The organism is Paraburkholderia sp. BL25I1N1, from assembly GCF_003002025.1.
In the GTDB taxonomy this organism is placed as follows: Bacteria; Pseudomonadota; Gammaproteobacteria; order Burkholderiales; family Burkholderiaceae; genus Paraburkholderia.
Map to the genome: position 1 here is coordinate 217162 of NZ_PVZB01000002.1, position 14032 is coordinate 231193.

The following is a 14032-nucleotide window of genomic DNA, read 5'->3' on the forward strand; positions in this document are numbered from 1 at the left end:
GCCGTGACTTCAACGGGTCGCGCAGACCCAGCAGCATGATCGGCCGTTCGCGCTCCTCCGCAGCGTCATTCGCCCGCAGTGAGATCCCCGGCATCGATGCCCAACTCCGCCGCCATGCGCCGGACGACGATCTGCAGGCGGCTCACTTCATCCGCAAGCCGCTTCTGTTCGGCCTTGAGCGCCTCGAACGCGGACAGCGGCACCGAGTCGTCTTCATCGCCCGGCTGCGCCAACTCGCTCGCGCTCACTTCACCGCATAGCAGATGCGTCCAGCGGTTCTCGCGCTCGCCCGGCGTGCGCGCGAGTTTGACGACCCGTGGCGGGTCGTTAGCCGCCAGTTCGTCGAGAAACGCTTCGACCGACGAGATATCCGCGAAGCCATGCAGACGCGCGCTGTTCAGGCGCAATTCAGCCGCGGTTTGCGGGCCGCGCAGCAGCAAGGTGGTCAGCAGCGCCGCCGATTGGCTCGGCAGCCCCAGCACCCGGTTCATGTTGTGCTCGAAGCGCGGCACGCGGCTGCTGCTGCCTTCCATCACGAGGCTGAGCCGCTTCAGGCCGTCGACGGCGGTCAGCACCTCGGCTTCAGTGGCGTTCATCACCGGCGCGCGGCCGGTTTTCTGGTTGCAACCCAAGGTCAGCGCGTTGAGCGAAAGCGGATAGCTGTCCGGCACCGTGTGCTGCTTTTCGACGAGCACGCCAAGCACGCGTCCTTCGAGCAGGGTCAACGCGCGGATCGAAGGGCGGGAAGAAGCGTCGGGAGTGGAATTCATAAGTGATGTCGCGGCAAATGCCGCCGGGTCTCGTGGATGAGGTGCCTTACCGTTGCACAGCCGGACGGCGCTTTCTGGTTTGTGGGCACTATGATAAACGGCCCAGGGCGCGCAAGTGTGCGAATCTCGGCGGCATCGCGGCGCGCGCGGCGTCGCCTGGCATGTCGCGTGCTGCCACAGGAAGTCCATCATTCATGGAGTCAGTCAATGGCCCTACGCCGACAATCGGTGCTGCGCGCGAGCGCCCTTTCACTTGCGATTGGCGCGGTGTGCCTGCTCGGCGCCTGCGCGTTCAGCCCTGCCGGCAAGAGCGGCAACGCGCACGTGCCGCAGCCCGCCAAGCCGGTCGATCTGAACCGCTACCTCGGCCGATGGTACGAACTGGCGCGCTATGAAAACGGCTTCGAACGCGATTGCGAAGCCGTCACCGCCGACTACGCCACGCGCGAGGACGGCCTGATCGACGTCACCAACAGTTGCCGCAAGGGCGGCGTGAGCGGAGCGCTCGACGTGTCGAAGGGCCGCGCGAAAGTGGTCGCCGGCTCGGAGAATGCCAGGTTGAAGGTGTCGTTCTTCGGACCGTTCTTCGTCGGTAACTACTGGGTGCTGGATCACGCGGACGACTATAGCTGGTCGATCGTCGGCGAGCCGAGCGGCCGTTATCTATGGATTCTCACGCGTGAGGCCATTCCTGCCGCCAGCGTGAAGGACGCGCTGATCGAGCGGGTTCGCGCGCTCGGTTACGACACGTCGATGCTGCGCATGACCCGGCACGAGTAAGCCGGCGCGCTGCCACGGTCAAGACGCCGCTTTTTTTCCAATTGACGAGTTTCCATATTCGAGATAATTTCCCGAATATGGAAACCATACTCGCGCCCTCGGACGACAACGCCATCGACCGTCGCATCGCCCAACGGCTGCGGGCCTTGCGCGCCGAGCGCAACTGGTCGCTCGACGATCTCGCCAAACTCAGCGGCGTCAGCCGCGCGACCTTGTCACGCCTCGAAAACGCCGCAGTCAGCCCGACCGCCAGCGTGCTCGGCAAGCTCTGCGTGGCCTACGGCCTGCCGATGTCGCGCCTCATGCACATGGTCGAGGAAGACTTCGCGCCGCTCGTGCCGCGCGCCGCCCAGCCGCTCTGGACCGACGCCAGCGTCGGCTTCCGGCGGCGCTCCGTCTCGCCGCCCGCGCAAGCGCTGAGCGGCGAGGCGCTCGAATGCGAACTCGACGCGGGCGCGCGCATCACTTACGACGCGTCGCCGCGACCTGGGCTCGAACATCATCTGATTTTGCTCGACGGGCAACTGCAAATCACCGTCGACGGCCAGCGCCACGACCTGCAACCGGGCGACTGCCTGCGCTATCAACTGTTCGGCGCCAGCGCATTCGTGACGCCCGCGCACAGCGGCGCCCGCTACCTTCTGTTCATCGTGTGAGCCAGAGCATGAGCCAGACCATCAGCACCATCGTCACCTTCACCGCCGACGACCTCCTGCGTCACCTTCCCGAACTCGGCGCGCTGCTGCGTGCCTGCGTGCATGACGGCGCCAGCGTCGGCTTCGTCATGCCCTGCGATGTCCAGGAAAGTGAAGGGTTCTGGCGCGGCAAAGTGCTGCCTTCGCTGCGTGCCGGCGGCCTGGTGCTATTGGTCGCGCGTCAAGGCGAAACGATTGCCGGCACCGTGCAACTCGATTACGACACGATGCCGAACCAACGGCATCGCGCCGAAGTGCGCAAGCTGCTGGTTCATCCTGGCTTTCGCCGTCAAGGCATCGCGCGGGCGCTGATGACGGAGCTCGAACGCCATGCTTCTGCACTGCAACGCAACCTGCTCACGCTCGACACCCGCACCGGCGACCACGCGGAGCCGCTTTATACCGAACTGGGTTATCAAACCGCGGGCGTGATCCCAGGATACGCGCGCGGCACGCACACCCATGAGTTCGATGCGACCACCATCATGTACAAGGCGGTATGAATGGTTGCCCCTCAAGCCGGCCGTGAATACTTGAAGGTGCCCTGGGCGCTGGCGATCAGCAGCTTGCCGTCCACCCAGGCCTCGCCGCGCGAGAAGAAAATCGAGCGGCCAGCGCGCTCCAGAAACCCCTTCGCGGTGACGGACTCGCCGAGTCCCTTGTCGAGATAGTTGGTGGTCAGCGAGAGCGTGAAAGCATGCCGCGCCGGTGCGCCGCTTTCCGCAAAGATTCCCGCATAGCCCGCCGCCGCATCGAGCAGCGTCGCGATCGCGCCGCCTTGCAGCACGCCCTGGCGATTGAGCTTGCTCGCATCGATCGGCATGAGCAGTTCGGCGTAGCCGTCGCGCCATTGCGTGAGACGAACGCCGAGCGATTCGAGAAACGGGTTGTCGATGGGAAAGTCGGACATGGGTAGGCCTTTGTGTTCGAGATAAGAAATGCGCCGCGCGGATGGCGCGCGGCCGATCATCGGTGCAGTCAGCATACCCGGTCCATGGCGACCCACCATTCAGGATGGAATCAGAACCCCGCCGGCCGACGTTTGCGGCTTGCTCTCCTTGCGTCGCTCGAAAGCCCTCGGATCGGCCGCGCCCTGCCCGCTTCGTCGATCCAGTTGCCCGCTCTCGGGCACAATCGGTTCTTCGCCGCTCGCTGCGGCCCGACGTCATTCGCCCGCTTCGCATCCTGCCTCGATGAGTTCAGCCACTCCCGCCGACGGTGCGCCGCACTGGCAGCGCAATCTCTATGTCTGCCTGTTCGGCTCGTTCACGACCATCGTGGCAATGACCCTGCTGCTGCCTTTCCTCCCGCTCTATGTGCAGCAGCTCGGTGTCGATTCGGCCGCGGCCGCCGTGCAATGGTCCGGCGTCGCGTTTGGCGCGACCTTCCTCGCTGCCGCGCTGGTGTCGCCGCTGTGGGGCCGCATGGCCGACCGCTACGGACGCAAGCTGATCCTGATACGCGCGAGCCTCGGCATGGCCATCGTGATGTCCTTGTTGGGGCTCGCGCAGAATGTCTGGCAACTGGTGGGGCTGCGGTTTCTGGCCGGGCTGGTCGGCGGCTATGCGTCGGGCGCCACCGTGATGATCGCCACGCAGACGCCGCGCTCGCGCACCGGCTGGGCGCTCGGCACGCTGGCCTCGGGCGTGATGGCGGGCAGCCTGGTCGGCCCGCTGGTGGGCGGCGCGCTGCCGCCGCTGATCGGCATCCGCAACACGTTTTTCATCGCGGGCGCGATGATCTTCTGTGCGTTCATCGCGACCACGCTGCTCGTCAAGGAGCAACCGGTGGAACGGACGCGCGGCGGCACGCAGCACGCGGACGCGGCAACCGGCTGGGCCAGCGTGCCCGATCTGCGGCCCGTGCTGGCGATGCTGTTCACCTCCGGCTTGCTGATGTTCGCCAACATGTCGATCGAGCCGATCATCACCGTGTATGTCAGCCAACTGGTGCACGACGCACGGCATGTCACGCTGGTGTCGGGCTTCGTGATGTCGGCCTCGGCGTTGGGGAGCGTGCTGGCGGCTTCGCGGGTCGGCCGTCTGGCCGACCGCATCGGCGCGCCCAAGGTGATCGTGGCGTGTCTCGCCGTGTGCGCGGCCTTGCTGGTGCCGCAGGCGTTCGTCACGAGCGGCTGGCAACTGGTGGCGCTGCGTTTTTTGATGGGTCTCGCGCTGGCCGGCCTGCTGCCGTCCATCACGAGCGTGATCCGCCACAACGTGCCCGACCGCTCGGCCGGCTACATACTCGGCTATGCGACCTCGGCGAATTACGCGGGGCAGGTGGCGGGGCCGCTCGCGGGCGGCTTTGCCGGCGCGCATCTCGGCATGCCTTCGGTGTTTCTCATCACCAGCGCGTTGATGCTCTGCGGGGCGCTGTTCAATGGCTGGGTGTTCAGAGCGCGCAACGAATAGCGCGCCTCGACACAACTCAGCGGCGTGAATCGAGCGCGATGCGTACCGCGAGTCCGGCGAGCACGGTGCCCATCAGCCATCGCTGCACCTGCAGCCACACCGGCCGGCCGCCGAGAAACACGGCGATCGAACCCGCCATGCTGGCGATCAGCGCGTTGATCGTCACGCTCACGACGATCTGCACGCAGCCAAGCGCGATGGACTGCGTAAGCACACTGCCGTGCCCCGGCGAAATGAACTGCGGCAGCAGCGAAAGGTACATCACCGCGATCTTCGGATTGGCGAGATTGGTGACGAGGCCCATGGTGAAAAGCTTGCGGCGGCTGTCGTGCGGCAGATCGCGGACCTGGAACGGCGAACGGCCGCCCGGTTTGATCGCCTGCCACGCCAGATACAGCAGATACAGCGCGCCGCCGAAGCGCAGCGCGTCGTACGCGTACGGCACCGTCAACAGCAGCGCGGTGATGCCGAACGCGGCGCAGAACATGTAGAACACGAAGCCGAGCGCGACGCCGCCGAGCGAGATGAGACCCGCGCGCCGCCCCTGGCAGAGCGATCGCGAGATCAGATAGATCATGTTCGGACCCGGCGTGAGCACCATGCCGAGCGAAACCAGGCCGAAAGCGAGCAGCGTTGTGAATGCGGGCACGGCATTCTCCTCTGTGAGCGGAAGTTGGGCAGTGGCGTCGAATATAGCCGATCCAGCCATTCGCCGTGTCTCGACATGGCTGCCGTTGCCGGCTACAAAATCCCGTAGTTCTGCTAGTGTTCTCCCCATACGTATCACCGCAGTGGAGAAACCATGCCTCATGCCCGAGCAAAAAGAACGGCAGACAGCGCGCGTTTGAGCGACGCACAAATCGCCGCAGAGGCGACCCGCCGTCTCGCCTGGGACGCGGCGGTCCCCGAACACGCCGTAAAAGTCCACGTCTCGCGCGGCCGCGTTACGCTGCGCGGCGAACTGCAGCGCGATCAGCAACGCGCCGCCGCGCTCGAAGACGTGACGCGTCTGTTCGGTGTAACCGGCGTATCGGATCACACCGTCGTCAAGGCCGAATGAAGGTCAGCCCTTCGTTGCCTGGTGCAATAGCGCGCGGCAATGCCGCGCGATCTGCTTTTCCTCTTCCGTGTGAATCGCTCTCACCTTGCTGGCCGGATCACTTTCCGTCAGCCCCATGAAAGCCAACCCGTCGCATACGCGCTTACGGATCTCCTGGCTGTGTTCGCCGATACCGCCGGTGAACACCAGCAAATCGATTCCGCCCAGCAGCGCCGCATAGCCGCCAATCGTCTTGCGCACGGCGGTCGCAAACGCATCGAGCGCCAGCGACGCATTCGCGTCGCCCGCCGCTGCGCGTTTTTCCAGCGCCTGCATATCGCTCTCGCCGTCCGCGTAACCGGCGAGACCGCTCTGGCGGTTCAGCAGCGTCTCCAATGCGTCCGCGTCCAGCTTCTCCACGCGCATCAGATACAGCAGCACGCCCGGATCCAGATCGCCGCTGCGCGTGCCCATCGGCACGCCGCCGGTCGGCGTCAAACCCATCGACGTATCGATCGATTGACCGTCGCGCAACGCGCACACGCTCGAACCGTTGCCGAGATGCGCGAACACCGCGCGCGCCGGCAAGTCGGCGCCGAGCCGCGTCACCAGCGATTCATACGAGAGCCCGTGAAAGCCGTAGCGCATCACGCCGGCTTCGGCGTAACGGCGCGGCAACGCAAGCTGCGCCGCGCGCGGTGGCAGCGTAGCGTGAAACGCCGTGTCGAAACAGGCGAAATGCGGCGCGTCGTCGAAAATTTTCTCGGCCTCGTCGATTAACGCGAGCGCCGGCGGAATATGCAGCGGCGCGAAGTGCACGGCCTCCTGCAATTGACGGCGCACGTCCGCGGTAACGCGCTGATGCGCGCGCAAATGCGGTCCGCCATGCACCACCCGATGCCCCACCGCCGCAGGTCGCGCATGGTGCTGTTCCTTGAGCACCTGCGCGAGCCTTTGCAACGCGTCGATCTGCGATTCGAGCACGCGCTCCTGTTCAACCAGCACGCGGCCATCGGGCGCCTTGATCCGCAGACTGCCGTCGTCGCGCCCAATGCCTTCGGCACTGCCTTCCAGCAACAGTGATTCGTCATCGCCCGCGTGCCTGAACAGCCCGAACTTCAGCGACGACGAACCGCTGTTCAACACCAGAATCGTTTGATCGTCAGCGCTGTTTTCAGTGTGCATGGTCATGCCTCGCTCAGCCTTTCCACGTCCAGTTGCGGATTTCTTCCTTATCGATGCCCTCGGCATGCGCATAAGCCAGGTGCTCGATGATCTGGCCACGCAGCCATTCCTTCGCATGGTCGCCGACACCGCGCAGCTTCGGCACGCGGTCGATCACGTCGATCGCCAGCGAAAAACGATCGACCTGATTGATGATCGCCAGTTCGAGCGGCGTGTTGATGTTGCCTTTCTCGTGATAGCCGTGCACGTGCAGGTTGTCGTGGTTCGTGCGGTTATAGGTCAGCTTGTGCACCAGCGACGCGTACGAGTGGAAGTTGAAGATCACCGGCTTGGTCGCGGTGAACAGCGAATCGAAATCGCGGCTGGACAGGCCGTGCGGATGCGCATGCTCGGGCATCAGGCGAAACAGGTCGACAACATTGACGAAGCGGATCTTCAGATCGGCGAACTGCTCCTTCAGAATCTGCACGGCGGCGAGCGCCTCCATGGTCGCGATGTCGCCCGCGCAGGCCATCACCACGTCGGGTTCGACGCCCTGATCCGTCGATGCCCAATCCCAGATACCGATACCCTTCGTGCAATGCGTGACGGCGGCGTCCATGTCGAGATACTGCAGATGCGGCTGCTTGTCGGCGACGATCACGTTGACGTAGTCGCGCGAACGCAGGCAATGATCCGCGACGCTCAACAGGCAGTTCGCGTCCGGCGGCATATAAATGCGCACCACGTCCGGGCTTTTATTCGTGACGACATCCAGAAAGCCGGGGTCCTGGTGCGTGAAGCCGTTGTGATCCTGACGCCACACGAGCGACGTAATCAGCAGGTTGATCGAGGGCACCGGCTGACGCCAGCCGAGATCGCGTTTGGCTTTCTCCAGCCACTTGGCGTGCTGATTGAACATCGAATCGATCACGTGGACGAACGCCTCGTACGTGGCGAACAACCCGTGGCGGCCGGTCAGCACATAGCCTTCGAACCAGCCTTCGAGCGTGTGTTCGCTCAACATTTCCATCACGCGGCCGTCCACCGCGAGTTCGCCGCCGTCGGCGTCGCTCGGCACGGTTTGCGCGAGCCAGGTTTTTTCCGACGCCTCATAGATCGCGGTCAGCTTGTTGCTCGAAGTCTCATCGGGGCCGAACACGCGGAAGTTCGTCATGTTGTTGCGCATCACGTCGCGCAGGAACTTGCCGAGCACCTCGGTCGGCGACGTGTACGAGCCGCCTGGCTTTTTCACCGCCACCGCGTAGTCGCGAAACGGCGGCATGTCGAGCGTCTTGCAAAGCAGACCGCCGTTCGCATGCGGATTGGCGCTGATGCGGCGCGCGCCTTCGGGCGCGAGCTCGCGCAGTTCGTTCACGAGCCGCCCTGCATCGTCGAACAGCGTTTCGGGCTCGTAGCTGCGCAGCCAGTTCTCGACCAGCTTCAGACTCTTGCTATTGGTCACCGGGTCGAGCACGGGCACCTGATGCGCGCGCCATGAGCCTTCCACCTTGTGTCCGTCGACTTCCTTCGGACCGGTCCAGCCTTTGGGCGAACGCAGCACGATCATCGGCCAGCGCGGCCGCGACGTGTCGTTGTTCTCACGCGCATGCTGCTGGATCGCGCGGATTTCGCCGATGCACTGCTCCAGAGTCGCGGCCATCTGCTGATGCATGACGGCCGGATCGTCGCCTTCGACGAAATAAGGTTTGTGGCCGTAGCCGGTCAGCAAGGCTTCGAGTTCGTCGCGGGGGATGCGCGCGAGAATGGTCGGGTTGGCGATCTTGTAGCCGTTCAGATGCAGTACCGGCAACACCGCGCCGTCGCGGATCGGGTTGAGAAATTTGTTCGAATGCCACGAGGTGGCAAGCGGGCCCGTCTCCGCTTCGCCGTCGCCGATCATCACGGCGACGATCAGGTCGGGATTGTCGAACGCGGCGCCGTAACCGTGCGAAAGGCTATAGCCGAGTTCACCGCCTTCGTGAATCGAGCCGGGTGTCTCCGGTGTGCAATGCGAACCGATGCCGCCGGGAAATGAAAACTGCCGGAAAAAGCGCTGCATGCCGGCTTCGTCTTCACTGCGGTCGGGATAGATTTCCGAGTAGTGGCCTTCCAGATAACAATTGGCCAGCGTGGCCGGTGCGCCATGACCGGGACCGGCTACGTAGATCATGTTCAGATCGAGCTTTTTGATCAGCCGGTTTAGATGCACGAGCAGGAAGCTCTGCCCTGGGTCGGAACCCCAGTGGCCCAGCAAGCGGTTCTTGATGTGTTCGGGTTTCAGCGGCTCGCGCAGCAGCGGATTGTCGCGCAGATAGATCATGCCGGCAGAGAGATAGTTGCAGGCCCGCCAGTAGCGATCCATGTTGCGCAACGTGTCGGCGTCTAAGGTTTGCGGCGGTGTGGGTTGGGAGGTTGCTTCAGCCATGGTGTCACTCCTCGAAAAGGACTGTCAGGCAGGTTGGCGAATGCGGCAACGGTGGTTCGTGGGGAAGAGGCGCGAAAGAAATCAGCGGCGGCGCTCGTCCTGTCATGCGAACGACACAAGAGAAGCGTACGGGTAGCGACCCGTGTTGGCGGCGGGCTTGAGCGCCCTTGTTCAGCGAGCCCCAGTGTGACAGGAAGCGCGCCGCATGGTTCGACTCGATCGTCAAACCTTGATCCAACTGCGACTTCGCGACGGTGGCAAGCGTCGACCTCACGCCGCATGCGCTAGACTTTAAGCGCATATTAAGTGAATGCCGTTAAGCTTCCGGTGCCGCATGCGCGACGGCGGACCGCATCGGGCGCATCCCGCCTTGCTCGCCTCTTACGTGAACACTCGATCATGCCGACACCCAGCCGCCTCAAAGCGCCGTTGATCCTCGTTCTCACATGCGTGTTCCTGTTCGCGGGCGTCGCCATCCTGATCGGCGTGTTCGGCTTGCTGGTCAAGCTGTTCGGCCACGCCTGAGCGCCGCCGCGTGGGCGTCGCCGGCGCAAAATGTGTATCCTGAGCAATCTTCCCGGCGCCTTCATGCAGGGTCTCCTGCCTTGCCCAGACCCGGGGCGCCCGGCTTCATTGCAAGGAGCTTCATTTGACGGACCACGTTGATACTTCCCCGCCGCCCGGCCAGCCTATCGACCCGGAATTGCTCGAACTGGCGCATCAGGTTTTCGACCTCGCGCGCAGCGGCGACGCCGCCATGCTCGCGGCGGTGATCGAAAAAGGCGTGCCGCCGAATCTGCGCAACGACAAAGGCGATAGCCTCGTCATGCTCGCCAGCTACCACGGTCATGCGGACGCCGTGCGCACGCTGCTCGAACGCGGTGCCGATCCGAATTTGCGTAACGACAATGGACAGACGCCGATTGCGGGCGCGGCCTTCAAGGGCTTCGACAAGGTGATCGAAAGCTTGCTCGCGCATGGCGCGGATGTGGAAGGCGCGTCGCCGGACGGACGCACCGCGTTGATGATCGCGGCGATGTTCAATCGCACGGCGATCATGGAGTTGCTGATTGCGCATGGCGCGGACCCGAAGGCCCGCGACGCAAACGGTGTGACGGCCATGGATGCGGCCGGCCGCATGGGCGCCGGCGATGCGCAAGCGCGGCTGAAGGAACTCGGCTCATAAAGCGAACCGTCATTGGCGCGCGGCGCTCGCGCGTCTCCCTATGCATGACCTTCACATGGAGACGCGCGAGCGCCACGAACCGCTAGCCTTTCTCCGCCAACAAAGACTCGAGATCGATCTCCGCCAACTCGCCGATCCTCTCCACCGTCACGTCCGCCGGGGGATTACTAGCGATCTCTTTCGGATCGAGCGCATAGTGCCCCTGGCGGGGAAACACCGTCGTCAGCTTCGCGCCCCAGGCCTTTTTCATGGCCGTGAGAATGCGCAGCTTGTCGTCCACCATCACATAGTGGCGCGCGGGATAGCACTCCATCACCTGATCCAGCATCAACTCTTTGTGGATGTAGATCAGCACGCGTCCTTCGACCTCGTCCCATAGCCCCGAGCGGGCGATCTTGCGCGGCTGGAACACCACGTCGCCGTCGGAAAGGATCACCGTGGGGCCGCGCTTGCCCACATGATCGAGCGCATCCAGCGCGCCTGGATACAGACGGTTCGCAAACGGATACTCGATCAGGAATGACGACATCAACAGCAGCCGCGTATCCCGTGGACGCTCCGAGCGATACCGCTGCAACGCGCCCAGATAGTCGGCATAGCCCAGCTCGGCGCGCAGGTTCTCGAAGATTTCCCAGTACCGTGCGCTGTTTTCTGCGCCGAACTCGCGCATCATGTGCGCGCGCAGATCCGCGAGCACATGGTCGTTGTCCAGCAAGGTGTTGTCGCAGTCGAACAGAAAGACGACGTCGTGCGGCGTAGAGGTGGTGGCTGGCATCGCGGCTCCCTGGAATCAGGTTTTCGGCTTGTCGGACGGCGCGGCCGCTTTCTCGGCGTGGCCACCGAAATCAGCGCGCATGGCCGAGAGCACCCGGTTCGCGAAATCCGCCTCGCCGCGCGAACTGAAGCGCGCAAACAGCGCCGCGCTCAGCACCGGCGTGGGCACGCCCTCGTCGATGGCGGCCGCCACGGTCCAGCGCCCCTCGCCCGAATCGGATACGCGTCCCGCGTAGTTCTTCAGATCGGCGTCGCTGACGAGCGACCCGGCGATCAGATCGAGCAGCCAGGAGCTGATCACGCTGCCGCGCCGCCAGACCTCGGTGACGTCGGCGAGATTCAGATCGTATTGATACAACTCGGGGCGGCGCAGCGGTGAGGTTTCGGCGTCGGCCTCGCGCGCGTGCTTGCCGGCATCGGCGTGATGCAGAATGTTCAAGCCCTCGGCATACGCGGCCATCATGCCGTACTCGATACCGTTGTGAACCATCTTGACGAAGTGCCCCGCGCCCTGCGGCCCGCAATGCAGGAAGCCCTGCTCCGCGGTGCTCGAGCCGGCGACACGGCCCGGCGTGACCGGCTCTGAGCCGGCACCCGGGGCAAGGGTCGCGAAAATCGGTTCGAGCCGCTTCACGATGTCCGGCTCGCCGCCGATCATCAGACAGTAGCCGCGCTCGCGGCCCGCCACGCCGCCGCTCGTGCCCACGTCCACATAGTGAAGCTTGCGCTCGGCCAGTTCGGTGCCGCGGCGGATGTCGTCGTGGTAATAGGAGTTGCCGCCGTCGATCACAATGTCGCCCGGCTCCAGCAAGGGCACGAGTTTCTCCAGCGTCATGTCGACCACGGCGGCCGGCACCATCAGCCACACGGCGCGCGGCTTGTCGAGTTGCGCGACGAGGTCTTCCAGCGACGCCGCGCCCGCCACGCCGTCCTGTTTCAGCTTCTCGACCGCCGCCGGCTGCACGTCGTAGGCGATACATTGCTGACCGCCCTTCGTCAGGCGCCGCACCATGTCGGCGCCCATGCGTCCCAATCCAATCATGCCTAGCTGCATATCTCGCTCCGGAAAGTGCCTCGTTGCGCTGCTGGATGTGCTTCGACGATTTGCTTCGTTCTACTGCCGCTCCGCTACGTTTTCGCTGAGCGCTTCAGTCGCGGCGCCGGGGGTCGCGCGTGGCTACGCTCACTGTAATGGTGTTTTTTCGCGCGCGCCGGACACACGGTAGCAGCCCTGAAGCGCTCTTGCAGCGAAGTGGGCAGCGCCGCATGCATCGAAAGACGATACGCCCTTTTGCAGAGGTTTTGCGCGGCGTAAAGTTCCTGGCGGTTGCGGTTGCACTGGATTGTCAGACGTGGCGCGCGCCGGCTTGGATTCGGCCGACTGCCTTCTTACAGTTCGTTTTGCCGTTGCCGCCCGCGCGTCTAGGGCTGCCGTTGCCGCTGTCTGGCCTGGAGCTTGCCATATTGCGAACGCGCGAAACGCCTGGTGGCTTTCCACATCAACGGATAGCGATCGCCCGGCACGGCGAACAGCACCAGCGCGCACAGCGCCAGCAAGCCGCAGAACAGAAACGTGCCGCGATAGCTGAACGCCTGCACCAGCAAACCCGACAACACGCCCGACAGAATCGAGCCGACGCGCGCCGCGTTGAAGAACAGCGCGGTGGCGCGGCCGGGTGCGTGCGGCATCAGATCCTGCACGTAGGTCATGCCGAGGCACGAGGTCACGGCGACCACGAAGGCGTTGAGCATCTGCATCGGAATCAGCACGTGGACGCTTCCCGCCAGCGACATGCCGACGAAATACACCGCGTGCACCGCAGCGCAGGCGGCCAGCCAGTTTGGCTTGTGCAGCGCCGACGACTTCGCGCCGAGCGCGAGCATCATCGGAATTTCCATCAAGGCGCCGAGGCCGAGCATGACCGACACGTCCAGATGCGTGCCGTTCAGCCCGTGCACGATATAGAGCGGCAGCACGATCATGGTCGCGTTCGCGGCGAGGCCGAGCAAGGTGAGCGCGGCGACCGCGCGGCCGATGTCGTTGGCCGAGGCGACGCCCGGCAAATCCTCGTGCGCGTCTTCGCCGGGCGTGGTGAGCGGCGGCACGGTGATCGAAGCCGACGGCTCCGACGCGGTGTCTTCCACCGTGTGATCGCCGAGATGGCCTTGCGGCTCGCGCATGCGCCAGACGATCGTCGCGCAGGCGCCGAAACTGGCGGCGGCGAACAGGAAAAGTCCGTAAAAGCTGCTGGCGGCGAGCACCAGCGCGCCGACCGACGGCCCGAACACCCACGCCGCCGACAGAATGGTCCGCAAGGTCGCGCTGGCGAACACGCGCTCCGCCGGATCCGCCACCGGCAAGGCGGCGCGGCTGAACGAGAACACCATCGAAATAGCCGAGCCGCCCGCGCCGATAAAGACGATGCCGACCACCAGCAGCAGCCGGTAATCACGCACCACGCATAAACACAGATAGCCGAGCGCAGCGGCGATCAGTGCCGCCAGCAGCAAGGGCCGGTGCCGTCCGCTCGCGTCGCTCCAGCGGCCCGCGAAGGTGCTGGCGAGCACCCCGCTCGCCGCGATCAGCGTCATGAACACGCCGAGCCTGAACGGCGTCATGCCGGCGCGCTCGACGCCGAACAGTGAGAGATACGGAGCGGTGAACGACATCGCCACGCCCAGCATGAGCGTCGCGGCAGCGAGCGGCTTGAAGCCGGGAATGCGCAGTAGATCGAAAAAACGTGAGGTCTTTAACACGAGGGGCGGTGGGTCAGGGAAAGCG

Annotated in this window: 14 protein-coding genes and 1 pseudogene; 7 read left to right on the forward strand and 8 right to left on the reverse strand. The window is 64.6% G+C overall.

Features of this window, described 5'->3' with window-relative positions; translation table 11 throughout:
* Positions 1 to 65: 65 nt before the first annotated feature.
* Positions 66 to 770, reverse strand: coding sequence for a YceH family protein (locus tag B0G73_RS03815; RefSeq protein WP_106278047.1), 705 nt, complete (start codon positions 768 to 770; stop codon positions 66 to 68).
* A gap of 207 nt (positions 771 to 977) precedes the next feature.
* On the opposite strand from B0G73_RS03815, the gene B0G73_RS03820 reads away from it, so the two are divergent.
* The 3 genes from B0G73_RS03820 (at position 978) to B0G73_RS03830 (ending at position 2748) form a co-directional block, all read left to right on the forward strand.
* A complete protein-coding gene (locus B0G73_RS03820; RefSeq protein ID WP_106278049.1) occupies positions 978 to 1550 on the forward strand; it encodes a lipocalin family protein in 573 nt (190 codons plus the stop codon).
* Between the two features lie 77 nt (positions 1551 to 1627).
* Positions 1628 to 2206 carry a helix-turn-helix domain-containing protein gene (locus B0G73_RS03825; RefSeq protein WP_106278051.1) on the forward strand — a complete coding sequence of 193 codons (579 nt, stop codon included), beginning with the start codon at positions 1628 to 1630 and terminating at the stop codon, positions 2204 to 2206.
* 8 nt (positions 2207 to 2214) lie between these two features.
* On the forward strand, positions 2215 to 2748 hold the full coding sequence (locus B0G73_RS03830) for a GNAT family N-acetyltransferase (protein ID WP_106278053.1): 534 nt from the start codon (positions 2215 to 2217) through the stop codon (positions 2746 to 2748).
* An 11-nt stretch (positions 2749 to 2759) separates the two neighbouring features.
* On the opposite strand, the gene B0G73_RS03835 is transcribed toward B0G73_RS03830, so the two are convergent.
* Positions 2760 to 3155, reverse strand: coding sequence for a PaaI family thioesterase (locus tag B0G73_RS03835; RefSeq protein WP_106278392.1), 396 nt, complete (start codon positions 3153 to 3155; stop codon positions 2760 to 2762).
* Positions 3156 to 3438: 283 nt separating this feature from the next.
* Between B0G73_RS03835 and B0G73_RS03840 the strand changes: the two genes are divergently transcribed.
* Positions 3439 to 4659, forward strand: a complete 1221-nt coding sequence (locus B0G73_RS03840; RefSeq protein WP_106278055.1) for an MFS transporter — start codon at positions 3439 to 3441, stop codon at positions 4657 to 4659.
* Between the two features lie 16 nt (positions 4660 to 4675).
* Here the strand turns inward: B0G73_RS03840 and B0G73_RS03845 are convergent, their stop codons facing one another.
* Positions 4676 to 5308: a LysE family translocator gene (locus B0G73_RS03845; RefSeq protein ID WP_106278393.1), complete on the reverse strand. Its 633-nt coding sequence runs from the start codon at positions 5306 to 5308 to the stop codon at positions 4676 to 4678.
* Positions 5309 to 5461: 153 nt separating this feature from the next.
* Between B0G73_RS03845 and B0G73_RS03850 the strand changes: the two genes are divergently transcribed.
* Positions 5462 to 5719, forward strand: a complete 258-nt coding sequence (locus B0G73_RS03850; protein WP_106278056.1) for a BON domain-containing protein — start codon at positions 5462 to 5464, stop codon at positions 5717 to 5719.
* 3 nt (positions 5720 to 5722) lie between these two features.
* On the opposite strand, the gene B0G73_RS03855 is transcribed toward B0G73_RS03850, so the two are convergent.
* Together B0G73_RS03855 and B0G73_RS03860 are read right to left on the reverse strand one after the other, a co-directional pair.
* Positions 5723 to 6883: an acetate/propionate family kinase gene (locus B0G73_RS03855; protein ID WP_106278395.1), complete on the reverse strand. Its 1161-nt coding sequence runs from the start codon at positions 6881 to 6883 to the stop codon at positions 5723 to 5725.
* Positions 6884 to 6896: 13 nt separating this feature from the next.
* Entirely contained in the window at positions 6897 to 9290 is a 2394-nt protein-coding gene (locus B0G73_RS03860) for a phosphoketolase (protein WP_106278058.1), read from the reverse strand.
* Between the two features lie 399 nt (positions 9291 to 9689).
* Here B0G73_RS03860 and B0G73_RS41080 point away from each other — a divergent pair, with 399 nt between their 5' ends.
* Together B0G73_RS41080 and B0G73_RS03865 are read left to right on the forward strand one after the other, a co-directional pair.
* On the forward strand, positions 9690 to 9815 hold the full coding sequence (locus B0G73_RS41080) for a hypothetical protein (protein ID WP_012427141.1): 126 nt from the start codon (positions 9690 to 9692) through the stop codon (positions 9813 to 9815).
* A 124-nt stretch (positions 9816 to 9939) separates the two neighbouring features.
* Positions 9940 to 10476: an ankyrin repeat domain-containing protein gene (locus B0G73_RS03865; RefSeq protein ID WP_106278060.1), complete on the forward strand. Its 537-nt coding sequence runs from the start codon at positions 9940 to 9942 to the stop codon at positions 10474 to 10476.
* An 82-nt stretch (positions 10477 to 10558) separates the two neighbouring features.
* Here B0G73_RS03865 and B0G73_RS03870 read toward each other — a convergent pair whose 3' ends face one another.
* The 3 genes and pseudogenes from B0G73_RS03870 to B0G73_RS03880 all read right to left on the reverse strand — a co-directional run bounded on the left by B0G73_RS03870 (position 10559) and on the right by B0G73_RS03880 (position 14007).
* Positions 10559 to 11251 (reverse strand): HAD family hydrolase, encoded by a 693-nt coding sequence (locus B0G73_RS03870; protein ID WP_106278062.1) that lies wholly within the window; start codon positions 11249 to 11251, stop codon positions 10559 to 10561.
* 15 nt (positions 11252 to 11266) lie between these two features.
* Positions 11267 to 12307, reverse strand: a pseudogene (gene gnd, locus B0G73_RS03875) (phosphogluconate dehydrogenase (NAD(+)-dependent, decarboxylating)); the annotation flags it as partial.
* A gap of 365 nt (positions 12308 to 12672) precedes the next feature.
* Positions 12673 to 14007 (reverse strand): sugar efflux transporter, encoded by a 1335-nt coding sequence (locus B0G73_RS03880; protein ID WP_106278066.1) that lies wholly within the window; start codon positions 14005 to 14007, stop codon positions 12673 to 12675.
* Positions 14008 to 14032 lie beyond the last annotated feature (25 nt).

What these genes read in the sequence shown, in the direction of transcription:
- B0G73_RS03815 (WP_106278047.1), bottom strand. Translation starts at nt 770, where the DNA reads ATGAATTCCACTCCCGACGCTTCTTCCCGCCCTTCGATCCGCGCGTTG.
- B0G73_RS03820 (WP_106278049.1), top strand. Translation starts at nt 978, where the DNA reads ATGGCCCTACGCCGACAATCGGTGCTGCGCGCGAGCGCCCTTTCACTT.
- B0G73_RS03870 (WP_106278062.1), bottom strand. Translation starts at nt 11,251, where the DNA reads ATGCCAGCCACCACCTCTACGCCGCACGACGTCGTCTTTCTGTTCGAC.
- B0G73_RS03850 (WP_106278056.1), top strand. Translation starts at nt 5,462, where the DNA reads ATGCCTCATGCCCGAGCAAAAAGAACGGCAGACAGCGCGCGTTTGAGC.
- B0G73_RS03855 (WP_106278395.1), bottom strand. Translation starts at nt 6,883, where the DNA reads ATGCACACTGAAAACAGCGCTGACGATCAAACGATTCTGGTGTTGAAC.
- B0G73_RS03840 (WP_106278055.1), top strand. Translation starts at nt 3,439, where the DNA reads ATGAGTTCAGCCACTCCCGCCGACGGTGCGCCGCACTGGCAGCGCAAT.
- B0G73_RS03825 (WP_106278051.1), top strand. Translation starts at nt 1,628, where the DNA reads ATGGAAACCATACTCGCGCCCTCGGACGACAACGCCATCGACCGTCGC.
- B0G73_RS03860 (WP_106278058.1), bottom strand. Translation starts at nt 9,290, where the DNA reads ATGGCTGAAGCAACCTCCCAACCCACACCGCCGCAAACCTTAGACGCC.
- B0G73_RS03830 (WP_106278053.1), top strand. Translation starts at nt 2,215, where the DNA reads ATGAGCCAGACCATCAGCACCATCGTCACCTTCACCGCCGACGACCTC.
- B0G73_RS03835 (WP_106278392.1), bottom strand. Translation starts at nt 3,155, where the DNA reads ATGTCCGACTTTCCCATCGACAACCCGTTTCTCGAATCGCTCGGCGTT.
- B0G73_RS41080 (WP_012427141.1), top strand. Translation starts at nt 9,690, where the DNA reads ATGCCGACACCCAGCCGCCTCAAAGCGCCGTTGATCCTCGTTCTCACA.